21 protein-coding genes, 1 pseudogene and 1 riboswitch are annotated in these 23,760 nt (G+C 41.0%); of the genes and pseudogenes, 17 read left to right on the top strand and 5 right to left on the bottom strand.

Translation table 11 applies throughout. The features are described 5' to 3' along the window. The first annotated feature begins 34 nt into the window (after positions 1-34). Positions 35-1,369 carry an NCS2 family permease gene (locus OLD84_RS05040; RefSeq protein WP_209463572.1) on the top strand — a complete coding sequence of 445 codons (1,335 nt, stop codon included), beginning with the start codon at positions 35-37 and terminating at the stop codon, positions 1,367-1,369. A gap of 40 nt (positions 1,370-1,409) precedes the next feature. On the opposite strand, the gene OLD84_RS05045 is transcribed toward OLD84_RS05040, so the two are convergent. Next, positions 1,410-1,853: a YndM family protein gene (locus tag OLD84_RS05045; protein ID WP_209463571.1), complete on the bottom strand. Its 444-nt coding sequence runs from the start codon at positions 1,851-1,853 to the stop codon at positions 1,410-1,412. Positions 1,854-2,116: 263 nt separating this feature from the next. On the opposite strand from OLD84_RS05045, the gene OLD84_RS05050 reads away from it, so the two are divergent. After that, complete coding sequence (locus OLD84_RS05050; RefSeq protein ID WP_209463570.1) at positions 2,117-2,734, top strand: NUDIX hydrolase; 618 nt, start codon at positions 2,117-2,119, stop codon at positions 2,732-2,734. 78 nt (positions 2,735-2,812) lie between these two features. After that, complete coding sequence (locus OLD84_RS05055; protein ID WP_209463569.1) at positions 2,813-3,250, top strand: GNAT family N-acetyltransferase; 438 nt, start codon at positions 2,813-2,815, stop codon at positions 3,248-3,250. Between the two features lie 119 nt (positions 3,251-3,369). Here the strand turns inward: OLD84_RS05055 and OLD84_RS05060 are convergent, their stop codons facing one another. Beyond that, positions 3,370-4,542 carry an MFS transporter gene (locus tag OLD84_RS05060; protein WP_209463568.1) on the bottom strand — a complete coding sequence of 391 codons (1,173 nt, stop codon included), beginning with the start codon at positions 4,540-4,542 and terminating at the stop codon, positions 3,370-3,372. 178 nt (positions 4,543-4,720) lie between these two features. Here OLD84_RS05060 and OLD84_RS05065 point away from each other — a divergent pair, with 178 nt between their 5' ends. Next, entirely contained in the window at positions 4,721-5,431 is a 711-nt protein-coding gene (locus OLD84_RS05065; RefSeq protein ID WP_209463567.1) for a gamma-glutamyl-gamma-aminobutyrate hydrolase family protein, read from the top strand. A gap of 46 nt (positions 5,432-5,477) precedes the next feature. Here OLD84_RS05065 and msrA read toward each other — a convergent pair whose 3' ends face one another. Next, positions 5,478-6,005 carry a peptide-methionine (S)-S-oxide reductase MsrA gene (msrA, locus tag OLD84_RS05070; protein ID WP_245301603.1) on the bottom strand — a complete coding sequence of 176 codons (528 nt, stop codon included), beginning with the start codon at positions 6,003-6,005 and terminating at the stop codon, positions 5,478-5,480. Positions 6,006-6,087: 82 nt separating this feature from the next. Here msrA and OLD84_RS05075 point away from each other — a divergent pair, with 82 nt between their 5' ends. Then, complete coding sequence (locus OLD84_RS05075; protein ID WP_245301602.1) at positions 6,088-6,687, top strand: MOSC domain-containing protein; 600 nt, start codon at positions 6,088-6,090, stop codon at positions 6,685-6,687. A 136-nt stretch (positions 6,688-6,823) separates the two neighbouring features. Continuing rightward, positions 6,824-7,474, top strand: a complete 651-nt coding sequence (locus OLD84_RS05080) for a DUF2179 domain-containing protein (protein ID WP_209463565.1) — start codon at positions 6,824-6,826, stop codon at positions 7,472-7,474. A gap of 144 nt (positions 7,475-7,618) precedes the next feature. Here OLD84_RS05080 and OLD84_RS05085 read toward each other — a convergent pair whose 3' ends face one another. Continuing rightward, positions 7,619-8,443, bottom strand: coding sequence for an aldo/keto reductase (locus OLD84_RS05085; protein WP_209463564.1), 825 nt, complete (start codon positions 8,441-8,443; stop codon positions 7,619-7,621). 133 nt (positions 8,444-8,576) lie between these two features. After that, positions 8,577-10,073 carry a BCCT family transporter gene (locus OLD84_RS05090; RefSeq protein ID WP_209463563.1) on the bottom strand — a complete coding sequence of 499 codons (1,497 nt, stop codon included), beginning with the start codon at positions 10,071-10,073 and terminating at the stop codon, positions 8,577-8,579. 189 nt (positions 10,074-10,262) lie between these two features. Between OLD84_RS05090 and OLD84_RS05095 the strand changes: the two are divergent. The 11 genes and pseudogenes from OLD84_RS05095 to purD all read left to right on the top strand — a co-directional run. Beyond that, positions 10,263-10,598: pseudogene (locus OLD84_RS05095) on the top strand (SDR family oxidoreductase); the annotation flags it as partial. Between the two features lie 108 nt (positions 10,599-10,706). Further along, a riboswitch (purine riboswitch) is annotated at positions 10,707-10,807 on the top strand. 119 nt (positions 10,808-10,926) lie between these two features. Next, on the top strand, positions 10,927-11,418 hold the full coding sequence (gene purE, locus OLD84_RS05100) for a 5-(carboxyamino)imidazole ribonucleotide mutase (protein ID WP_209463562.1): 492 nt from the start codon (positions 10,927-10,929) through the stop codon (positions 11,416-11,418). Then, complete coding sequence (gene purK, locus OLD84_RS05105; RefSeq protein WP_245301601.1) at positions 11,405-12,538, top strand: 5-(carboxyamino)imidazole ribonucleotide synthase; 1,134 nt, start codon at positions 11,405-11,407, stop codon at positions 12,536-12,538. Before purE ends, purK begins: the two co-directional genes overlap by 14 nt. Further along, positions 12,535-13,827: an adenylosuccinate lyase gene (gene purB / locus OLD84_RS05110; RefSeq protein WP_209463560.1), complete on the top strand. Its 1,293-nt coding sequence runs from the start codon at positions 12,535-12,537 to the stop codon at positions 13,825-13,827. The genes purK and purB overlap by 4 nt, the downstream gene beginning before the upstream one ends. Before the next feature lie 173 nt (positions 13,828-14,000). Beyond that, entirely contained in the window at positions 14,001-14,714 is a 714-nt protein-coding gene (purC, locus tag OLD84_RS05115) for a phosphoribosylaminoimidazolesuccinocarboxamide synthase (RefSeq protein ID WP_209463559.1), read from the top strand. Between the two features lie 27 nt (positions 14,715-14,741). Then, complete coding sequence (gene purL / locus OLD84_RS05120) at positions 14,742-16,967, top strand: phosphoribosylformylglycinamidine synthase subunit PurL (RefSeq protein ID WP_390336810.1); 2,226 nt, start codon at positions 14,742-14,744, stop codon at positions 16,965-16,967. 18 nt (positions 16,968-16,985) lie between these two features. Beyond that, entirely contained in the window at positions 16,986-18,356 is a 1,371-nt protein-coding gene (purF, locus tag OLD84_RS05125) for an amidophosphoribosyltransferase (protein WP_209463558.1), read from the top strand. Between the two features lie 26 nt (positions 18,357-18,382). After that, entirely contained in the window at positions 18,383-19,402 is a 1,020-nt protein-coding gene (gene purM / locus OLD84_RS05130) for a phosphoribosylformylglycinamidine cyclo-ligase (protein WP_209463557.1), read from the top strand. Further along, entirely contained in the window at positions 19,399-19,968 is a 570-nt protein-coding gene (purN, locus tag OLD84_RS05135) for a phosphoribosylglycinamide formyltransferase (RefSeq protein ID WP_209463556.1), read from the top strand. Before purM ends, purN begins: the two co-directional genes overlap by 4 nt. Before the next feature lie 33 nt (positions 19,969-20,001). Next, positions 20,002-21,537, top strand: coding sequence for a bifunctional phosphoribosylaminoimidazolecarboxamide formyltransferase/IMP cyclohydrolase (gene purH, locus OLD84_RS05140; RefSeq protein ID WP_209463555.1), 1,536 nt, complete (start codon positions 20,002-20,004; stop codon positions 21,535-21,537). Positions 21,538-21,554: 17 nt separating this feature from the next. Continuing rightward, complete coding sequence (gene purD, locus OLD84_RS05145) at positions 21,555-22,802, top strand: phosphoribosylamine--glycine ligase (RefSeq protein WP_209463554.1); 1,248 nt, start codon at positions 21,555-21,557, stop codon at positions 22,800-22,802. Positions 22,803-23,760 lie beyond the last annotated feature (958 nt).

The following is a 23,760-nucleotide window of genomic DNA, read 5'->3' on the forward strand; positions in this document are numbered from 1 at the left end:
TGTTTTTTATTCAAACATCAAGGGGGAAGCAGCAATGAAGAAGTATTTTAATTTTAGAGAATTAGGTACAAACTATCGAACAGAATTTATGGCAGGATTAACGACATTTTTGGCTATGGCATATATTCTTTTTGTCATTCCATCAACCCTAGCATTGACCGGAGTAGAAGATCTGCCTGAAGGGGTAACTCGTATGGATCAGGATGCTGTATTTGTTGCTACAGCACTAGCTGCAGCTGTTGGCTCCTTATTCATGGGGATAATTGCAAAATATCCGATTGTGCTGGGTCCTGGTATGGGATTAAACGCGTTTTTTGCCTATACCGTTATGCTTGGTTATGGTATCCCGTGGGAAACGGCCTTATCAGGTGTGTTAGTATCTGGAATTATTTTTGTTATTCTAACGTTAACAGGGATTCGGGAAAAAATTATTAATGCCATCCCTGCAAATTTAAAGCTGGCAGTAGGCGCTGGAATCGGTTTATTTATCGCTTTTATCGGTCTGCAAAGTGCAGGTATTGTGGTTGGAGACCCCGATACGTTACTGGCTCTAGGTGATATAACATCACCAACTGTGTTACTAGCGATATTTGGGCTTATTGTTTCTGTGGTCTTGCTTACGCTTGGTATAAAAGCGGGGATATTTTATGGTATGATTCTAACAGTTGTAGTAGGTATTGCTTTTGGTTTAATTGCCGCGCCTTCAGGGGTTGATGGAATCGTCAGTGGTGTTCCGAGTATCGCACCAACATTTGGGCAGGCGTTTTTAAATTTAGGTGATATTTTCACCATGGAAATGCTTTTGGTTATTTTAACGTTCTTATTCGTTGACTTCTTTGATACTGCAGGAACGCTGGTTGCAGTAGCGAGGCAAGCTGGTTTGGTGAAAAACAATAAATTGCCTCGTGCCGGAAAGGCGTTATTCGCTGATTCTGCAGCAACAGTGGTTGGCGCAACGCTCGGTACATCGACAACAACAGCTTATGTAGATTCCGCTGCCGGCGTCGGTGTGGGAGGTCGAACCGGATTGACAGCCATAGTTGCAGCAGGTTTTTTCCTTTTGGCATTATTCTTCTCTCCATTATTAAGTGTTGTAACAGCAGAAGTAACCGCGCCTGCATTGATCATTGTCGGTATCATGATGTCATCCGCATTGAAAAATATTGACTGGGATCAATTCGAAATTGCAGTACCGGCATTTTTCACTGTGCTTACGATGCCATTAACCTACAGTATTGCGACAGGGATAGCGATTGGGTTTATTTTCTACCCGATAACAATGTTGTTGAAAAAACGTGCAAGCGAGATACACCCGATCATGTATGGAATGTTTGTTATCTTTGTGTTGTACTTTATTTTCTTAACTTAGATATAGAAAGGCTGATGCAGATTCGTGCATCAGCCTTTTCTTATTTTTTCTTACCTTTATGGATAGCTTTTTCCTGTGAAAACTCTGTCTGTAACTGATTCGTTCCGAGGCGGTATTGTTTATTTTCTTTCTCCTTCTCGATTAAAACTTTTCTTTTCATATAAATATGGAACACCCCTTCACAAATGGAAAGGAAGAACCCTGTAATAATAGCTGCCGTAAAAGCAGGGAAATTTGCTCCGATAAAAACGTAGGATAGAATCCAAATAGATATCGTAGCAAGGCCGAAATCAGCTATCGCAGCAATCGTATTTCCGAACTTGGGGAGGATCAACAAATCTCCGATGATATACGCCAGTCCCGTTGTCAGTAAACTAATCAATAACATATCTGTAAAAGTTGGCATATTAAAGGTTGACATAATGGCGAAGACTACAACTGCGGTTAGTAAAAATTTAATTACAATGGCTGTTACATGTCTCATGATTCAACGTCCTTTCCATACGGTTGTCTATATAGTATTTGAATTTTTTGGGGGAAGGGACAGAGGGACAGGAACACTGTCCCGTTCATCCTGGTGCTGGGACAATGAACCTGTCCCTCTGTCCCTGTTTTAACACGGTGGAAAAAATAATAATACGAATCTCGCGTCCACGTGGATTTAGTATTAAGTTCACATTTATAAGAATAAAACTGTTATTATAGAATAGTAGAAAAATTTACAGGATATAAAAGCAGGTGATCTTTATGAGTTATAAATGGTTGGAGTGGGCAAAGCGGATTCAATCTGTTTCTCAAGCAGGACTAGCCTTTTCAAAGGATGTATATGACAGGGAACGATTTGAAGAATTGCGGAGTATTAGTGCAGAGATAATGGAAGAATACACGGATTTGGAAATGGAAAAAATTAAAGAATTATTCACGAATGAAACGGGTTATCAAACGCCAAAGGTAGATGTTCGTGGGGCAGTTTTTAAAGATAATAAAATCCTATTGGTTAGAGAAAAAATGGATGATAAATGGGCGTTACCCGGTGGATTTTGTGATATCGGATTTTCACCTACTGAAAATGTTATAAAGGAAATAAAGGAAGAATCAGGTTATGATGTTGTATATAATAGGCTTCTAGCCGTGTTGGATACGAATAAACATGCCCATCCACCGCTGCCTTATCATTATTATAAACTATTTATTCATTGCGAAATTATTGGTGGACATGCAAGCAATGGTGTAGAAACGAAGGATGTTGAATTTTTTTCTGAAAGTAATTTGCCTATACTTTCTACTGGCAGAAACACAGAAGCACAAATTCAGATGCTTTTTGACTTTTTGCGAAATCCGGGTGAAGATACAATGATAGATTAAAGCATGTTCCATCTCGTAAAAGAAGCATTCGTAGATCATAGATAGGTGTCTAATTAAAAGTCAAAAGGAGACTTTATAATGGAAAAAGTAACAATCAAAGAACTTCAATCACAGGATGAAATCACTCAGGCATTTTCAGTCATGAATCAGCTTCGTACGCATCTTGATGAAAATAGCTACCTCAAGTTAGTGACCGAAGCTATGGAAAAAGATATGTACAGACTGTTTGCCTTATACGACCAGGATGAGGTTGTAGCAGTTATTGGATTCAAGCCTATGATAACACTCTATTATGGCCGTTTTGTCTGGGTCTGCGACTTAGTAACTAGCGAAAGCGAACGATCAAACGGACACGGTGAGAAACTTCTTTCATTTGTGCATGAATGGGCGAAGGAAAATGGGTATGAAAATGTAGCCCTATCATCTGGGCTAAAACGTACAGAAGCTCATCGTTTTTATGAAGAGAAAATGAATTATGATAAAGTGAGTTATGTGTTTAAGACAGCTTTGGAATAAATTTTTTCAGGGGGGACAGAGGGAGGGGGGACAGAGGGACAGGAACACTGTCCCGTTTATCCTGGTGCTGGGACAATGAACCTGTCCCTCTGTCCCCCCTCTGTCCCCACTCACTTTCCCTATGATCGCTCACCAGATGGAATTTCTTTTCCGTAAGGCAGCACGTGATAAACAATAAGAAATATCGTTCCAACCAATGCAAGGCTTCCCATTCCAAAATACAATGTTCCCCCGCCAAAGGAATCGAATATCGCACCACCCATAAGTGATCCTACAATTCCGGATACGCCGAAAAATGTTGCGAAGAATACAAGATGGCCGGTTGATTGTAGGAGACTAGGGATTAATCGTGTCACATAGCTAAATGCAGCTATGTAAAACACGCCAAATGTCAGTCCATGCAAGAATTGGAGTGCAATGATATATACTGGCTCCTCAACAGCTGCAAACATAAACCAACGCATACTATACAAAATACCTGCAGTGATAATAAAAATTAATGGATGGTATTTTTTGAACCAAAAGCCGGCAAAGGCAAACATAGCAGCTTCCGTAGCAACGCCCACAAACCACGCGACACCGACCAAGCCTTCACTACCGCCAAGCTGTTCGATATACAATCCTATAAAACTATCATTTGCACGATGTCCAATTGTTATAAACAGAATAAGTACTAAAAAGATAAGGAATGGTTTATTTTTAATAATTTGTCCGACATCTTTCAGCTGGACAGGCTCTGAATCCACCTTTACATCTTTTAAGCGAAACACGACGAGCAATGCCATTGTTCCAAAAAATAAATATGGGATGATCATATACTGAATACCAATATTTGCAAGCACTTCTCCAACGATAAGCGCTGATGTAGCAAAACCGATTGATCCCCATGTACGGATGCTTCCAAATGGTACCTTGAGATCGTCTGCACGCCGCTGTGCAAGGCTGTCACCAAGTGCACCAATTGGGGTGGTGAAAAAATAGAAAACGGCTCCCATCGATATGATCGAAATTAACGTATTCATTTGGAAAAAGAGCGTGCTTCCGATGAGAAGCCCAATAATACAAATTAATAGAACCCATTTTACAGTTTTATATTTATCACTTAAATAACCAAAAAATGGCTGGGCGAAAATAGAAGCAAGTGGGCCGACCGCGAGCACCCAGCCGATTTCAGTTCCATTTAATCCTTGATACTGCAAATATAATGGTAAAAAACTAAGAATAACCGTATTTGAAGCATGAAAGCTGAATAATAGCATTTTTAATGGTACCAATGATTCGCTTTTTGCCATGTCACTCACTCCTGACTTAATCGTTCCTATCTATGTTTATTTTAAACCCAGATTCTACAACTATACCATTTTTAGCAGTTAAAGTCTGTAAATGAATTGAATTAGAGAAAAACATCAAGTATAGGGAAACCATATCATAAGCTATGTATAAGTGAATAAATACCTGGAGGGATAACGTGTGAAACCGTTAATCGGAATAACATCATCTATGGAAGTGGACCAATCGCATTATGCAGTTGCCAATCGAAATGTGGAAGCTATTTTACGAGCAGGGGGAATGCCTGTCATGTTGCCTTATTTTTTAGAAGAAGGTGATGTGGATCAGATTGCCAATCAGATTGATGGCTTATACGCAACAGGTGGATATGATATTGATCCAACATTGTTCGGGGAAGAGCCGCATCCTAATCTTGGTACGATTATTCCCGCACGTGATCAATCTGAAATTATACTTATGACAAAGCTGATTGAAATGGGCAAACCGATTCTTGGTGTATGCCGGGGTGCCCAAACGTTGAACATTGCGGCGGGTGGGGATATGTATCAGGATATCTACGCCCAAATCAATCAAGAGCTACTTCAGCATTCGCAAAAAGCGCCACGGGATCATGGCTCTCATTTTGTGTATGTATCACAAGGATCACTGCTTCATAAACTTACTGGTTCAGAGAAGTTTCGTGTAAATAGTATGCATCATCAGGCAAACAGGGACGTATCTGGATCTTTTCAAATCAGTGGAAAAGCAAGTGATGGGGTTGTGGAAGCAGTTGAAAGCAAAAAGCATCCTTTCGCTCTTGGGTTGCAGTGGCACCCAGAAGCAATGGCGACAACGGATGACGTAGCTTCACTTAATATCTATGAAGGATTTATTGCGGCTTGTGGAAAGTAGCGGAGAGTTGAGAAAGCGTGCGTTGTTAGTAGCACGCTTTCTCAGATTACTTCTCCCAAACTGCTTCAATAAATTCATCCCTGCCTGATCTAGCACGGTCTTCCTTATATTCCTGTTCATTTTTTATATAAAAGTCCTGATGATATTCTTCCGCAGGGTAAAACACCGCAACTGGTAAAATTTGCGTAACAATTGGTTTGGGAAATTTCCCACTTTGCTCAAGCTCCTGCTTCGAAACTTCTGCTGCTCCCTGTTGTTTGTTATCATGGTAAAAAATCGCTGCACGGTATGAATCACCACGATCTTGGAACTGCCCACCATCATCTGTTGGATCAATTTGCTGCCAAAAGATTTTTAGAATTTCCTTGTAAGCAATGATACTTGGATCATAAGTAATTTCCACTGCTTCATAATGACCAGAATCTCCTTTTTTGACATCTTCATAAGTTGGATTTTCAAGGTGTCCGCCAGTATAACCAGAAACAACACCATGAACCCCATCCCATTGATCGAATGGTTTCACCATACACCAGAAACATCCGCCAGCGAATGTTGCCTTTTTAAGTTCAGTCAAATGATTTCCTCCTATATAGTTACATTTGCATAATTTTTCAAGTAGAATAAAGATACTATAACATAACGTAGGGGTAGGTGACATGATGGAAGAACCATATGTACATAAACTATTTATCGAAAAGGTGGAGCAAGATGCCAAAAAGAAAATCTGGTTAAGTAAAAATGGATTCGCAGGCGAAATTGCTGATCCAGACAGAGCAGTATTTGCTTATCCAATAAAACATTATACCGATTTGGAATCCATTGATATGGGAGCTATGGGTGAAAATTTTGCCGTTCTGGAAATGGATGAATTCACAATTTGCATTGGTGATACATTTCAAATAGGTGACGCGATTATACAAGTTTCACAGCCTTATCAACCGTACTGGAACCAGACGGATAGGGAATTCGCAAAAAACATTCAAGAAAGCGGACGCACTGGCTGGTATTTCCGGGTATTGCAGGAAGGCAACGTGAAGCCAGAAACTGATATGGAATTAATAGAACAACCATACCCACAATGGTCCATCGGTGCTTGCAATGAAGTCATGTTCGTATATAAGGAGGATCTACGATTAGCAGATGATCTCTTATCTTGTGACTTATTAGCTGAAATGTGGAAACGGCCCTTGCATAAGCGTCTAGGTGGCCGAGTTGCTTTGGAAGAGAAGATGATTTATGGTCAAAGTAAAGTTTGAATTGGCTACCGTTTCTTATTATGAAAATCGATTATGGCTGTAGATAAGTGATAGAACGAAAAAATCTATTCCTCATGTTTCTTATTTTTTTTCATATAATAAGTTATCTTGGGTAGGAAATGAGGAGGGTGTCACGTTGTTAGAAAATGCATTTGTCATGGTTGCGATCATACTTATAATAAATATTGTTTATGTCACGTTATCTACAATTCGTATGATACTTACATTAAAAGGCCGCAGGTATATAGCTGCATTAGTTAGTATGTTCGAAATCGTGATGTATGTTATAGGTCTTGGGCTTGTACTTGATAATCTAGACCAGATTCAGAACGTTATCGCTTATGCAGTCGGTTTTGCTGCTGGTGTAGTAATTGGTACGAAAATAGAAGAAAAACTGGCATTAGGATATATTACCGTGAATGTGATTTCATCTAATCCAGACCTTGAATTTACACGAAAGTTACGAGATAAAGGGTATGGTGTGACGAGCTCGTTTGCTTATGGGATGGATGGGGATCGCCTGACAATGCAAATTTTAACACCAAGAAAATATGAGCTCAGGTTATATGAAGCAATAAAAACAATTGATTCAAAAGCGTTTATTATTTCCTACGAACCGAAGCAAATCCATGGTGGCTTCTGGGTGAAGCAGGTGCGTAAAGGGAAATTAATGAATCCAAAGAAGGGTAATGAAAGTAACCCTGGTAACGTGGCAGCCAGTACAAAACCTTCTGCACAGACAACAGAAATAGGGGTGGATAACGAAAGTGAAACGAAGAATGATTAAAAAAATAAAAGTTACGCTATAGTAATGAAGTAGAACGAGCTGGGAAACAGCCCAAAAAAATCCCCCTTTCCTGATACGGTCTAAGGGAGGATTTTTTTATCGCAGTTTAAGGGGGCAGCAAACCCCACTAAAAGAAGTTTTACTTTATCGATTGTTATTTTCACTTGGTACTTGATTATTTCGTTCGTTCCGGTCTAAGGTTGCGATCTGATCCATGTCTGCTTTCCTAAGCTCAAAATCAAAAACATCATAGTTTTCCTGCATGCGCGAAGGTGTCACCGTTTTGGGAATCACAACGACGTCTGATTGTAGATGCCAGCGAAGAATGACTTGTGCTGGTGTCTTCCCATATTTATCGGCTATTTCTTGAATCACGTCATTCTGCATAACCTTGGTACCATTCATTAATGGACTATATGCTTCCAGTTGAATGTCATGGTCTTTACAAAATTGCCTTAACTCTTTTTGTTGTAAATAAGGGTGAAACTCGACCTGGTTAACAGCTGGCTTGACTTCACACTCATCCATGATCCGGTTTAGGTGTTCGATATCAAAGTTACAAACTCCAATTGCCTTTGCACGTCCATCTTTATAGATTTTTTCCAGAGCTTTGTATGTTTCTACATACGTGTCAAACTTCGGTGTAGGCCAATGGATAAGATACAGGTCAACATAATCGAGCCCTAGTTTTTCGAGACTTGCATCAAATGCTTTTAATGTATTTTCATAACCTTGATCTGCATTCGCTAACTTGGTCGTAATGAATAAGTCCTCGCGTGATACATTACTGTTGGCTAAGGCCTCTCCTACACCATGCTCATTTCCATAAACCTTAGCAGTATCTATTAAGCGATAGTCAGCTGCCAGTGCTTGTTCTACTGCCTCGGTTGCTTCTTCATTCGGTACTTTCCATACCCCATAGCCCAACTGTGGTATACGAAGTCCGTTGTTTAGTGTTTTGTATTGCATGTAATCGCCCCTTTTCTACTATTAGGTTCATTTTACCAAAGTTATAAGGCTCTGTCCCTTGGTACGCTAAAATGATCACGCTGTAGAGTAGTGCCGGTCAGACCCATTAGCCATCACTTATATCCCTATTCATTCAAACCTTTTTTCTTTTTTTCATCGACCTAAGTTCCGTATGCAGTCCTTTTAACAAAGATATGGCCATGAGTATCACGATAAAAGAAAACGGGAGTGCAACGGCAATAACTGTGTTCTGCAGTGCGGTTAACCCTCCCACGTACAATAGGACGATGGCTACGGAGGACAGCGCCAGTCCCCAGACGATTTTTACGCTTTTAGCCGGGTTCAGAGATCCCTTGGTTGTCTGGATTCCCAAAACAAAAGTGGCCGAATCGGCTGAAGTGATAAAGAATGTCAAAATCAGTAATATAGAGATCAGTGACAGTAGAAAAGAAAATGGTAAATTGGCAAACATGTGGAAGTTCATAACCTCGATGGCGTACTGTGTCAGATCTACGCCGCTTTGTTGTACACCGATCGCTGTAGTGCCAAAGGTGGAGAACCATATGCCGCAAAGTACGGTTGGCGCAATCATTACACCAGTCATAAATTCTCTAATTGTTCTACCGCGGGATACTCTGGCGATAAACATTCCAACAAATGGCGACCAGGAAATCCACCACGCCCAATAGAAAATAGTCCAGGCATCAAGCCATCCACGATTATCCGTTCCTAAAGGGGCAGTACGGAAGCTCATTTGAATGATGTTCTGCAGATAATACCCGAAGCTCTCCGTGAATAAATCCAGAATTAATAAGGTTGGGCCAATAAATAATAGGCTGACAAATAATAAGACTGCCAGCGCCATGTTGGTATTTGATAAATATTTAATTCCTTTGCTTAAGCCAGACCAGGCGGATATTAAAAATAACACCGTAATAATAGCGATGATGATAAATTGGGTGGCGAAATTTGTTTCCAATCCAAATAGGTGTTCAAGCCCAGCATTAATCTGTGCAGCACCAAGCCCAAGTGAGGTTGCCACTCCGAATATGGTTGCAAATGTAGCCAGAACGTCAATTGCTTTTCCAAGCGGTCCTTTCATCCTGTCACCGAATAACGGCTTCAGTGTGGAGGAAATTAAACCGGGCTCTCCTTTCCGAAACTGGAAGAAAGCCAGGCAGAGTACGACTAATCCGTACATAGCCCAGCCATGCAGCCCATAATGGAAAAGGGAGAACATAAGTCCTTCTTTTATTGCTTGATCCGTACCAGGCTCTGATAATGGAGCCTCTGAAAAAGAATGAAGCAGTGGTTCGGCTGCACCATAGAATACAAGACCGATACCTAGCCCTGCAGAGAAAAGCATGGCAATCCATGTCGGGGTGGAGAATTCAGGTCTTTCCTTATCTTTACCCAGTCGGATTTTACCGTAAGGGCTAAATGCGATAAAGACTGATACAGCGATAAATCCCAGCATAATCCACATGTAATACCAACCAAAAGTTCTGGACAGGAACGCATTCAGATCTGTTGTAATTCTTTCCGCCTCTATAGGAAAGAAAGCTCCCAGTAATACCGCAATTAATATTAAGGCAGCGGTTATGTAAAAGACACTCGAGACTCTTTTCATTCAGATTCCCCCCGTGAAGTTGAATTATCTTTAATAAATGATGAGATTAGTATGGCTGTTTATTGGGGGAGGTATACAAATGCCTGTACCGGTTAAACAGAAGATTAATAACGTTTGGGGACCAAGATGTTTCATCAATAAGGGGTACGCTTACAGACCCGAGGACGACCTGACTGTTAAACTGCACCAACATCCATCACTGCTTATGAAGGTGAAGTGCAATTGATCGATTATTCGGCGACAAACGGTGCGATCGTCTCTTTTACAAGGTCTTTATCACAAAGTGTTGTGGATAAAGGAATTCGTGTAAATGCTGTGGCACCAGGTCCGATATGGACGCCATTAATTCCGGCTAGTTTTTCTGCGGAACGGATTGCAAATGAATTTGGCAAAGATGTACCAATGAATCGTGCAGGGCAGCCGTTTGAGCTTGCGCCGGCCTATGTTTATCTTGCTTCGACTGATTCTTCTTATGTTACGGGGCAGGTTATTCATGTGAATGGTGGGGCACCAGTAAGTTCTTAAAGTACGGAGATCTGATTATGAGTAAAAACCGAACATTAAATATAAATACACTTAAAACGTTCGATATTTATTGACACTAACTTGTTTTATTTGTTATGATGAAGCCAACAAATAAATACGGTTATACCTCATATATTTACTGAGAATAGGGCTCAGGAGTTTCTACCCGGCACCGTAAATGCTGGACTATGAGGGAGGATGAATTGTTGTGATATAGCAATGATAGTTTTAATGGTTGAATAAAGTCTGTTCATCTTCTCTCATACTATGAGGGGAGACGAATAGACTTTTTTATTGAAAAATTATTTCCTATAGAAAGAGGGATCGTGTGGCACAAGTTGGTGTAATAATGGGAAGTATTTCAGATTGGGAAACAATGCAGTATACATGCAATGCACTTGATGAATTGCAAATTCCGTATGAAAAAGATGTTATTTCAGCACATCGTACGCCTGATGAAATGTTCGCTTATGCGAAATCTGCTCGGGATCGTGGGCTAAAGGTAATCATCGCCGGTGCTGGAGGGGCTGCGCATTTACCTGGAATGGTAGCATCTCAAACAACCTTGCCGGTAATAGGTGTGCCCGTTCAAAGTAAAGCATTAGATGGAATGGATTCCCTTTTATCCATCGTCCAAATGCCAGGTGGTATACCAACAGCAACGGTAGCCATCGGCAAAGCTGGTGCAACCAATGCAGGAATTCTCGCAGCACAAATGATCGGTGCTTTTGACGAAGCTGTAGCAGCGAAACTAGTAACCTATCGTGAAAACATGCAGGTAAAAGTTAAAGAAATGAGGGATGATCTTGCAGAAAAATAAACATACGATTCTTCCATCCCAAACAATTGGGATTATTGGTGGTGGCCAACTTGGACGCATGATGGCAATTGCTGCTAAATACATGGGGTATACGGTTGCAGTTCTAGACCCAACGCCGAACTGTCCAACTGCTCAAGTGGCAGATAAACAGATTACGGCTGCCTATGATGACATGGAAGCAATCAAAGAATTAACAGAGATTAGCGAGATCATTACATATGAATTTGAGAATGTGGACCTAACAGCAGCGGCTTATATAGAAGAAAAAGGGAAATTACCACAGGGTGCGTATGCGCTGGAAATCACCCAAAATCGTGAAAAGGAAAAGCAAGTAATGCAGGACTTACAATTACCGATCCCTGCATTTACCATTGTCACAAATGCCAAGGAATGTGAGGAGACCTTAGCGTCTATTACCTATCCAGCTGTCATTAAGACATGTCGTGGTGGTTATGATGGAAAAGGCCAACTGAAATTAGAATCACAGTCAGATCATCAACAAGCCATTGATTTTGCCGAAAGAAATGATCGTTGCATTATCGAAGAATGGGTATCCTTTGATAAAGAAATTTCGGTTGTTTTCACCCGTTCCCAAACGGGAGAGATCACATTTTTCCCGATTGCAGAAAATGATCATAAGGACCATATTCTTCATCAAACGGTGGTTCCAGCGCTTATTAGTGAAGGTGTTCAGGAAAACGTATACGATGCTACTGCAAAATTAGCTGCGAAGATGGATGTTGTTGGAACGTTTGCAATTGAATTGTTTGTTAAAGGCGAGGAAATTTTCTTGAATGAAATGGCGCCCCGTCCACATAATTCCGGTCATTATACGATTGAAGCATGTAATATTTCACAATTTACACAACATATTCGTGCGATTTGTGGACTCCCGTTAACGCCTATCAAATTATTGCAGCCCGCTACAATGGTCAATATTTTGGGTGAGGATCTGGATGGTGTACAAAAAGCAATGGCAAAAAACGGGGATGGATTTGTTCATTTATATGGAAAAGAGGAAGCCAAAGAGAAGCGGAAAATGGGACATATTACGTTTATCGCAGAAACAAAAGAAGAACTAACCCAGCAAATAACTAGATTCGAGGAGGGGAAACAATGATTGAACGGTATAGTCGAGAGGAAATGGCGTCCATATGGACAGAAGAAAACAAATTCAAAGCATGGCTAGAGGTTGAAATTCTTGCTTGTGAGGCGTGGAGTGAGCTTGGAATAATCCCAGCTGAAGACGTGAAAGAACTTCGTGACAAGGCTTCTTTTGACCTTAATCGAATTTATGAAATCGAAGAAGAAACGAGGCATGACGTTGTGGCGTTTACACGTGCAGTGTCTGAAACATTGGGCGAGGAACGAAAATGGGTGCATTATGGGTTAACTTCCACAGATGTGGTCGATACGGCCCTCTCTTATCAATTGAAACAAGCAAACGAAATTATTCGTAAAGACCTCACAAGTTTCATTGAAATTTTAAAAAACAAAGCAATGGAACATCAGCATACTGTTATGATGGGGCGTACACACGGCGTACATGCTGAACCGACAACATTCGGATTAAAGCTTGCATTATGGTATGAAGAAATGAAACGGAATTTGGATCGATTTGAAGCAGCTGCGAAAAATGTAGAATTTGGCAAGCTTTCTGGAGCGGTGGGTACCTATGCCAACATCGACCCATTTGTTGAACAATATGTTTGTGAAAAGCTTGGAACAACACCAGCACCAGTATCTACGCAGACACTACAGCGTGACCGTCACGCCGCATATGTGTCAGCTCTGGCATTAATCGCAACATCCGTTGAAAAATTTGCAACAGAAATTCGCAACCTGCAAAAAACAGAAACCCGTGAAGTAGAGGAACAATTCGCGAAAGGGCAAAAAGGTTCATCAGCCATGCCGCATAAACGCAATCCGATCGGCTCAGAGAATATGACCGGAATGGCGCGTGTAATCCGTGGATACATGATGACAGCTTATGAAAATGTTTCTCTATGGCATGAACGTGATATCTCGCATTCATCAGCTGAGCGGATTATTTTACCAGATGCGACGATTGCGTTGAACTACATGTTGAACCGGTTTAGCAGGATTGTCGATAATCTTACTGTTTTCCCGGAAAATATGAAACGGAATATGGACAGAACACATGGCGTGATTTTCTCACAACGTGTATTACTTACATTAATTGATAACGGAATGGCTCGAGAAGATGCATACGATATTGTTCAGCCAAAAGCGATGGAAGCATGGGAGACAGCAACGCATTTCAAACAGCTGGTGGAAGCAGATGAACAAATTACGGCAAAACTCACGCAAGAAGCGATTGATGAATGCTTCGACTATACGTATCATTTAAAAAATGTGGACGAAATCTTTAACCGAATCGGACTATAATAAGTGTTTAAAAAGGAGGATAAAAAGGACCGAGAAGTTCAAGGCGGCGTAGTTTCGAGCAACGGAATGTATGCATTTAGATACATGAGTAGCGGAGAAACAAGCCAACGAAGAAATTCGAAGTGTCATTTTTACCGGACTTTTTGAACAACTACTAACGCGAGGTGAATAATATGAAGGAAGCCCTTTTGTACGAAGGCAAGGCGAAACAGGTTTACGAGGCGAAAAATAAACCCGGACAACTGGTTTTATCCTATAAAAATGATGCTACCGCTTTTAATGGTGAGAAAAAGGAAGTATTTTCTGGAAAAGGAAGACTGAATAACGAAATAGCTGCACGTATTTTTCCGTTTCTTCATGAGAAAGGGATTGATACCCACTTCATTGAGCGGTTGAATGAAACAGAGCAGCTGGTTCATCAAACAGAGATTATACCAATTGAAGTGGTTGTTCGTAATCTTGCAACTGGAAGTATTACAAAGCGATTAGGAATTGAAGAAAAAACATCCTTCAATCCTCCCTTAATCGAGTTGTTTTACAAGGATGATGCCCTTGATGACCCGCTAATCAATGATGAACATGCACTATTTCTAAGTAATGTTACGCCATCGGAACTGGGTGAGATTAAAGCACAAGCGATGGAGATCAATAAAAGCCTAAGCGCACTATTTGAAACGATAGCTATTACCTTGGTCGATTTCAAGCTGGAATTTGGACGTAAGGCAAACGGATGCCTTGTCCTCGCTGATGAGATTTCCCCAGATACATGCAGATTGTGGGATGTCAACACACAGGAAAAATTGGATAAGGATGTTTTCCGTCAAGGGACAGGCGACTTAATCGAGGTATATGAGGAAATTCTGCAACGATTACAAGACGTAAAATAATCAATCAAAATCGAGGGGGAACCAGGTTTGATGAAGAATAATAATGTGCAGCCAGAACAGATCGAGCGTGAAAAGTTATACGAGGACATGGGGCTGAGTGATCAAGAATATAGCAAGGTAAAAGATGTGTTAAAACGTCTTCCTAATTATACGGAAACAGGTATATTTTCAGTAATGTGGTCAGAGCATTGTAGTTATAAAACGTCGAAACCGCTATTAAAAAAGTTCCCCACAACAGCACCACATGTGTTACAAGGGCCTGGAGAGGGCGCAGGTGTCATTGATATCGGTGATAACCAAGCGGTTGTATTTAAACTTGAGAGTCATAATAGTCCGTCGGCAGTGGAACCGTTTGAAGGTGCTGCAACCGGTGTTGGCGGGATTCTCCGCGATGTGTTTTCAATGGGAGCGAAGCCAATAGCTGCACTGAATTCCTTACGATTTGGTAATTTAACAACAGATCGTACGCGGATGCTACTGTCAGAGGTTGTTCGAGGAATAGCTAGCTATGGGAACGTTATTGGGGTACCTACAGTTGGCGGGGAAGTTCAATTTGATGATAGCTATGAAGAAAATCCGCTCGTAAATGCGATGATAGTCGGACTCGTCGATCATGATAATGTCCAAAAAGGAATAGCGGCAGGCGTTGGTAATACGGTGATTTATGCTGGAGGATCAACGGGAAGAGACGGGATCCATGGAGCAACATTTTCATCCGATGTGATTGATGAAGAAGCGGAAAATACGTCAGCAGTGGCAATTGGTGATCCAGAGGTTGGAAAGAAATTAATTGATGCCTGTTTAGAAGTCACGTATTCCGATGCTTTAGTAGGCATACAGGATATGGGGGCAGCAGGCTTAACATCTTCTGCGAGCGAAATGGCAAGTAAAGCTGGAACGGGTATTGAAATGAACCTTAATTTGATTCCACAGCGTGAGAAAGATATGAATGCTTATGAATTAATGCTTTCCGAATCACAGGAGCGGATGCTTCTGGTCGTGAAAAAGGGTCAGGAGCAAGAGATACTAGATATTTTTGCTAAACATGAAGTGAACGCAACAGCGGTTGGGGAAGTAATTGAAGAAAAAACATTCCGTATTAAACAGCATGACGAAGTAGTAGCTGACATTCCGGTTGATGCATTAACAGAGGATGCTCCTGTCTATCATATGCCATCAGAAGAAGCTGTCTATTATAAAGCATTTCAGCAAGAGGAAAATCGTATTCCAGAGGTGCAGGATCATGGATCGACGTTAAGAGATTTGCTTCAACAGCCAACGATTGCAAGCAAGGAATGGGTATACGAACAATATGATTCGGACGCTCAGTCTAACACCATTACAGGGCCAGGGTCAGATGCTGCGGTCGTGCAGATTGACGGAATGGATAAAGCGATTGCCATCACAACAGATTGTAATTCCCGTTATATCTATTTAGATCCTGAAATGGGTGGGAGGATTGCAGTTGCTGAAGCTGCTCGAAATATCGTATGTTCCGGCGCGAAACCGTTAGCGTTAACAGATGGCTTGAACTATGGCAATCCCACAAATCCGCAAATCTTTTGGCAAATGGAGAAGAGTATTGATGGGATCAGTGAGGCATCGCGTCTCTTGGAAACACCGGTTATTAGCGGAAATGTTTCCATGTATAACCAGTCACACGGGGAATCGATTTTTCCGACTCCGATTATTGGGATGGTCGGTTTGCACCAATCACTCGATCACGTAACACCGAATCATTTTCAAGCAGCGGACGATATTATCTATCTAATTGGTGATACGTATGTCGAGTTTGGTGGTAGTGAATTACAAAATGTTTTAGAAAAAACGTATTCCGGAAAAGCACCGGCTATTGATTTACAGGTTGAAACAAAACGCCAAGACCAATTATTAGCTGCAATTCGTCAGGGGACGGTTCAATCTGCGCATGACGTAGCAGAGGGTGGACTAGCTGTCGCACTAGCTGAAAGTGTTTTTAATGGAAAAGGGTTCGGTGTAAAAATAGACCTGACCGGGGACGCGACTACGGCATTATTCAGTGAGTCCCAATCGCGGTTTGTCGTAAGTGTTAAGGCTGAAAATAAAGAGCGTTTTGAAGCAATGATGGATGATGCTAAACAAATTGGTGTCGTTACAGAAGATAGTACATTTAATGTAAACATCAACAACAATAACGTAATTCAGGAAGATGTTGATACACTTAACAAATTGTGGAAAGAAGCTATTCCACAAATGTTGAAATCAAAAGTCTAACTAAAAGAGGAATGCGCTATGTTTGGAATTTGGGGTCATGAAAAAGCAGCTGAAATTACGTATTATGGGTTACACGCATTGCAGCACCGTGGTCAAGAGGGCGCTGGTATCGTTGTTAGTGATGGAGAAACCTTAAAACTTCACCGGGATTTAGGCTTAGTAAATGATGTGTTTAAGCGGACAAGTTTTTCCGAATTAGCAGGGCATGCGGCAATCGGTCATGTTCGTTATACGACACAGGAAGACAGAGGAATAGACAGTGTTCAACCATTACTATTTCGCTCGCAAACGAACAGCATGGCCTTGGCGGAAGTGGGTAATATCATGAATTCCCACAAGCTTCGTGGAGAACTGGAAGATGAGGGGAGTATTTTACAAACCCAATCCGATACGGAGCTGCTTGCACACTTGATGAAACGAAATGGAAAAGATGTAACCCAGGAATCAATTATTGAAGCACTACAGCAATTTACCGGTGCCTATGCTTACTTAATTCTGCAAGAAGATAAAATGCATGTGGCACTTGACCCCCGTGGTATTCGTCCTTTATCGATCGGCAAGCTAGGTAATGCTTATATCGTTGCATCGGAGACATGTGCCATTGACCTTGTAGGGGGGACATTCGAGCGTGAGGTTCTGCCTGGTGAACTAATTACGATTAGTGATAAGGCAATAGAATCTACACGATTTACACTTAGAGAACAGCGTAAAGTATGTGCGATGGAATATGTTTATTTATCCAGACCAGATAGTGATCTGAACCATGTAAATGTGCACGCATCCCGTAAAAAAATGGGGAAGGAATTGGCGAAGGAAGCTCCGATTGAAGCAGATGTGGTAACAGGTGTGCCAGATTCCAGTATTTCTGCGGCAATTGGCTATGCGGAACAAAGCGGCTTACCTTATGAAATGGGGATCATTAAAAATCGGTATGTTGGCAGGACGTTCATCCAACCTTCTCAAACTTTAAGGGAACAAGGTGTAAAACTGAAATTAGCCCCAGTCCGCGGAATCGTGGAAGGAAAACGGATCGTGATGATTGATGATTCGATTGTTCGCGGGACGACCAGTAAACGAATTGTCCGAATGCTGAAAGAAGCTGGTGCCAAAGAGGTGCATGTACGGATTGCCTCTCCTGCGATAGAAAACCCGTGCTTCTACGGTATTGATATGTCAACGAAAAAAGAATTAATTGCAGCGAACCATTCCATTAAGGAAATAGGTGACATAATTGAAGCTGACAGTGTGGCATTTTTATCTGCGGAAGGGTTAGAGCAAGCGATTATTAAAGATAAAACGATCCATCAAGGGATTTGTAATGCATGCATGACAGGGGATTACCCAGTCGTAGATAATGAGCAAACAAACCGCTCCTATATGAAAAGTTAAAATGAATTGGTTAGGATGTGTGAAGTATGTCAGACGTGTATAAAGAAGCTGGAGTAGACGTAGGTAAGGGCTACGAAGCGGTCGAACGAATGAAGAAACATATTGCGAAAACGACTCGGCCTGAGGTATTGGGTGGAATTGGAGCTTTTGCGGGATTATTCGAATTAACGTCCTTTACCTACAAAGAACCGGTATTGGTTTCTGGAACAGATGGCGTCGGAACAAAACTGAAGCTCGCTTTTCAATTAGATAAGCATGATTCTGTTGGGATGGATCTAGTCGCAATGTGTGTCAATGATATTGTGGCACAAGGGGCTAGACCCCTGTTTTTCCTTGATTATATCGCTTGTGGGAAGAATGAACCGAAGATGATTGAACAGATTGTTGCTGGAATAGCGGATGGTTGTACGGATGCAGGTGCTGCTCTAATTGGTGGCGAAACAGCTGAGATGCCAGGAATGTACGGAGAAAATGAGTATGACCTTGCTGGATTTACTGTCGGCATTGCAGAAAAATCACAGCTTGTTACAGGTAATTCCATTCAAGCAGGGGATGTCGTTATCGGATTGCCATCTAGTGGGATTCATTCGAATGGCTATTCGCTTGTGCGAAAAGTCGTGGACGGCATGGATTTATCACGTAGTTACGATGGATTGTCCCAGCCACTTGGAGAAGCACTATTAACACCAACGAAAATCTATGCAAAAGCCGTAACAGCAGTATTGGATAAGTTTTCTGTTAAAGGGATTTCTCACATAACAGGCGGTGGGTTTTATGAAAATTTTCCGAGGATGCTACCTGAAGGCCTAGGTGTTGAACTTGCCCCTGCTAACTGGGAAGTACCTGAAATATTTTCCTTTATCCAGAAGACAGGCAATGTTTCAGACAAAGATATGTATGGTGTTTTTAATATGGGCATCGGCATGGCACTAGTTGTTGAGGAAAAGCATGCAGCTAGTATTGTCTCTATACTGCAGGAAAACGGGGAGCAAGCATCGATTATAGGAAATGTAATTGCAAGCGAAGGCGTACATTTTACATCATGAGTAGAGTAAAGGCGGCTGTATTTGCTTCAGGTACAGGAAGTAATTTCGAGGCAATAATCGAAGCAGACGATCTAGCTTGCGATATCGCATTACTTGTTTGTAATAAACCAGGTGCAGTTGTTATTGATAAAGCTGTGAAACACGGAATTCCCACCTTAATTCTTGATCCAAAAGCGTATGCATCGAAAGAGGATTATGAACAAAAAATTGTTGAAAAACTGCATGAGTCAGGAATAACATGGGTCTTTCTAGCAGGTTATATGCGAATTGTTGGCAAAACATTATTGCATGCTTTTGACAGGAAGATTATTAATATTCATCCTTCTTTATTACCGAATTTTCCTGGTAAAGATGCAATTGAACAAGCGTATCAGGCTGGCGCTGAACAGACAGGTGTAACGGTGCATTTTATTGATGAAGGAATTGATACAGGACCGATTCTTGCGCAGGAATCACTTACTATTTATCCAGATGATACTAAGGAGACCCTACAAACAAGAGTCCAGGCAATCGAGCACAGGTTATACCCACAAGTTATTAATCAGCTAGTTCTTAAAAACTTATGAATGACCTTATAAGAGGTAAGTGGAGGGATATTTATGAATAAACGCGCGCTAATTAGTGTGTCCAATAAAGATAGCATAACCGATTTTGCGAAAGGACTAGTGGAACTGGGCTATGAGATCATTTCTACTGGTGGAACATTACGTGTCATGCAAGAAGAAGGGATCGAAGCAAAGGCAATCGATAAAATAACTGGATTCCCTGAGATTATGGATGGACGGGTTAAAACACTCCACCCAACTGTTCATGGTGGCTTGCTTGGAAAACGTTCAAGTCGTATACATAGAAAACAGATGGAACAAAATAAAATTCAACCGATTGATATGGTTGTGGTTAACCTATATCCGTTTAAAGAGACGCTTCAAAAAGAAGGTGTTACGGATGATGAAATTATTGAAAATATCGACATTGGCGGGCCAGCTATGCTTCGCTCAGCAGCAAAGAACTTTCAGGACGTTACCGTGGTTGTAGACCCAGATGATTATGAACAGGTGTTGGAGGATCTTCGCGAAGAAAAGCAAACAGCTGAAATACGCAAAGGATTGGCTGCGAAAGTATTCCGTCATACAGCAAATTACGATACCACGATCGCAAGTTATTTCACAAAAGAAATGGAGCAAGAATTTCCGGAAACCTATACCGTTACCTATGAAAAATCGCAGGACTTACGTTACGGGGAAAATCCGCATCAGCAGGCTGCATTTTATAGAGATCCTTTACATACTGACATGAGTCTAGCAACGGCAAAACAGCTACATGGGAAAGAGCTCTCCTATAATAATATTCAAGACGTGAATGCAGCTCTTGAGAGTTTGGTAGAATACCGAGATCCAGCAACTGTTGCCGTGAAGCACATGAATCCGTGCGGAATTGGTGTTTCAGACGATCTATTCCAAGCTTTTCAAAAAGCGTATGATGCAGATCCGGTATCAATATTCGGTGGTATTGTTGCTTGTAATAGAGAAATAGATCTACAAACAGCTAAAACACTAAGTGAAATTTTCCTAGAAATTGTGATTGCGCCTCGTTTCACGGAAGAAGCTTTAGAAATTTTAACACAAAAGAAAAATATTCGTTTGTTGGAAATGAAAATGAATGAAGCTAGTGCCACGTCGTATCATAAATTGACAACGGTGAAAGGCGGCGTGCTCGTTCAACATAATGATGCTGGTAAAATCACGGAAGAGCAGTTAACAGTTGCAACCAAACGCCAACCAACGGAACAAGAATTAGTTGATTTGCAATTTGCTTGGAAGGCAGTGAAACATGTGAAGTCCAATGCGATTGTTTTAGGAAAAGATAATCAAACCGTCGGGATAGGTGCTGGACAAATGAATCGAATTGGATCAGCGACTATCGCTATTGAACAAGCAGGTGAGAAAGCTAAGGGGTCCGCATTAGCGTCCGATGCATTCTTCCCAATGCCAGACACGGTGGAAGCTGCGGTGAGAGCAGGGGTAACGGCAATTATTCAACCAGGTGGCTCCAAGCGTGATCAGGATTCAATCGATATATGTGATAAGCACGGAATAACGATGGTTTACACAGGAATGCGCCATTTCAAACACTAATCGAGGGGAGCTTTTCTATGAATATATTAGTAATCGGTCGAGGTGGACGTGAACATAGTATTGTCATGAAGTTAGCCGAAAGTGAAAAGGTTACAACCATATACGCGGCTCCCGGTAATGGTGGGATACAGCAACAGGCTACCTGCATTGCTATTGATGAGATGGATATGGATGGGCTTGTGGATTTTGCAAGAAAGAAAGCTATTGATTTAACGATAGTTGGTCCAGAAAGTCCGTTGAACGAAGGCATTACCGATCGGTTTCAAGAGGCTGGATTGGCGGTTTTTGCACCAACTAGTGAAGCGGCGCTGTTGGAAGGCAGTAAAAGTTTTGCGAAAGAATTTATGAAAAAACATGAGATACCAACTGCATCTTATGCAACGTTTACGAATGCGGAAGAAGCAAAACAGTATATAGAGGAAAAAGGCGCGCCGATCGTTATCAAGGCGGATGGTTTGGCTGCTGGTAAGGGTGTGATTGTTGCTGAGACAAAAGAACTTGCGCTACAGGCAGTTGATGAAATGCTCGTCTCAAAAAACTTTGCTGAAGCAGGAGCTACAATTGTGATTGAGGAATTTTTAGCAGGGAAAGAATTCTCCTTGATGGCATTTGTTCATGAAAATAATGTCTATCCAATGGTAACAGCTAGAGATCATAAGCGCGCCTATGACAATGATGAAGGTCCCAACACTGGCGGTATGGGGGCCTATGCTCCAGTGGAAGATGTTACGAACGAACACCTGGCTTTTGCTACTGAGGAAATTCTACAAAAGACAGCTGATTCGTTAATGAAGGAAGGACGTCCGTTTACAGGAATTTTATATGCCGGTCTTATTATGACGGCGGATGGTCCTAAAGTAATCGAGTTCAATACCCGCTTTGGTGATCCAGAAACCCAGGTTGTATTGCCATTACTGAAAAATGATCTCGTACAAGTACTGGTAGATGTAATGGATGGAAACAATCCTGAATTAGAATGGGAAGACAGCTCCTGTACAGGGGTGGTTGTGGCTTCAGATGGGTACCCGGGCTCTTACCATAAAGGTATTCTTCTTCCTAAAATGAAAGCAGCAGGAAGCTCTTTCACGATCCATGGAGGAACGAAGCTTGAAGGTGATACACTCGTATCTGATGGCGGGCGTGTCCTGTTGGTTGGAGCAAAGGATACGACATTAGAAGAAGCGACAGATAATGTGTATGGTGCTTTAGCGTCTGCAGGGGATATGGACGGATTTATTTATCGGAGGGATATAGGGAAGGTGTAGTAAGGGTCTGTTTCTTGCTAGGTTAGTGTGCTAACGTAGCAAAGGGAAGCCTCGCCCTTGTAGCTATCGCGCTAAGTAGTTCACTTACCGTGGAGAAAACTTTAAATATCAATGTTTTTAGACCGTTATTAACAGGCTAATTAACAAGAACACATTAAAAACATTGCTTTATGATATAAGATTTTTGGCATAAAAATAAAACAGCTCAGTTCAAACTTTATTGAGCTGTTTCTTATATTTATTTTCATTATTCCGCAATTGTACCCTATTCTCGACATATAGGCTTTTACACCATAAAGTTAGTTTCTTTTCCTTATTGTTCGTGCTATGCCCCAAAATAGAAAGCGGTATACAAGTGCAATAAGAAAAAACATATAAACAAATTCGAAAAGGGAGAAGGGCTCATAATCGATTAAATATGAATTAATGAAAATTAACATTAAAGACAATAGCTCCATTAAAGAGTCTTTAAATCCGTTTTTTTCGTACAAGTACTTCGTTTTTTTGAAATTAAAGACATCTTTTAATTCCTCGCTAAAAAATCCTTTGACAAGGCCTAAACCTATTAAATAAATTCCTAGAGCAGGTACTAAGGCCATATTCAAAACCTGTGTTATTACACAATAAATCATGGTAAGTAAAAGTAAATACACTTTACTATTCTCCTCATTTTTATTCCATTAAAATGCCCCGTTAACGAACGTTTGAAACTCAAAATATTCAATTTAAGACCATTTTATTACAATCTTTAGATTTATTTTAACATAATTATTCAGAATACCTGGTTAAAATGTTCAAAATGCATCTCTCTATATGCTAAAATAGCACTTAAATTAAAAGGTGTTTTAGCAAAGCAATTATAACTCGTATTAACAATACTTTTAGGGAAATGACAATAAATATTGTCATATTGCTATTAGATTAAAAATTCAAGCATTACATAAATGAGAACAGACAT

It is taken from the genome of Virgibacillus natechei (genome assembly GCF_026013645.1).
In the GTDB taxonomy this organism is placed as follows: Bacteria; Bacillota; Bacilli; order Bacillales; family Amphibacillaceae; genus Virgibacillus_L; species Virgibacillus_L natechei.

Bases quoted from the DNA above. Each gene is read 5' to 3' on its own strand.
- OLD84_RS05040 (WP_209463572.1), top strand. From the start codon at position 35: ATGAAGAAGTATTTTAATTTTAGAGAATTAGGTACAAACTATCGAACA.
- OLD84_RS05045 (WP_209463571.1), bottom strand. From the start codon at position 1,853: ATGAGACATGTAACAGCCATTGTAATTAAATTTTTACTAACCGCAGTT.
- OLD84_RS05050 (WP_209463570.1), top strand. From the start codon at position 2,117: ATGAGTTATAAATGGTTGGAGTGGGCAAAGCGGATTCAATCTGTTTCT.
- OLD84_RS05055 (WP_209463569.1), top strand. From the start codon at position 2,813: ATGGAAAAAGTAACAATCAAAGAACTTCAATCACAGGATGAAATCACT.
- OLD84_RS05060 (WP_209463568.1), bottom strand. From the start codon at position 4,542: ATGGCAAAAAGCGAATCATTGGTACCATTAAAAATGCTATTATTCAGC.
- OLD84_RS05075 (WP_245301602.1), top strand. From the start codon at position 6,088: ATGATGGAAGAACCATATGTACATAAACTATTTATCGAAAAGGTGGAG.
- OLD84_RS05085 (WP_209463564.1), bottom strand. From the start codon at position 8,443: ATGCAATACAAAACACTAAACAACGGACTTCGTATACCACAGTTGGGC.
- OLD84_RS05090 (WP_209463563.1), bottom strand. From the start codon at position 10,073: ATGAAAAGAGTCTCGAGTGTCTTTTACATAACCGCTGCCTTAATATTA.
- purB (WP_209463560.1), top strand. From the start codon at position 12,535: ATGATTGAACGGTATAGTCGAGAGGAAATGGCGTCCATATGGACAGAA.
- purC (WP_209463559.1), top strand. From the start codon at position 14,001: ATGAAGGAAGCCCTTTTGTACGAAGGCAAGGCGAAACAGGTTTACGAG.
- purF (WP_209463558.1), top strand. From the start codon at position 16,986: ATGTTTGGAATTTGGGGTCATGAAAAAGCAGCTGAAATTACGTATTAT.
- purM (WP_209463557.1), top strand. From the start codon at position 18,383: ATGTCAGACGTGTATAAAGAAGCTGGAGTAGACGTAGGTAAGGGCTAC.
- purN (WP_209463556.1), top strand. From the start codon at position 19,399: ATGAGTAGAGTAAAGGCGGCTGTATTTGCTTCAGGTACAGGAAGTAAT.
- purH (WP_209463555.1), top strand. From the start codon at position 20,002: ATGAATAAACGCGCGCTAATTAGTGTGTCCAATAAAGATAGCATAACC.
- purD (WP_209463554.1), top strand. From the start codon at position 21,555: ATGAATATATTAGTAATCGGTCGAGGTGGACGTGAACATAGTATTGTC.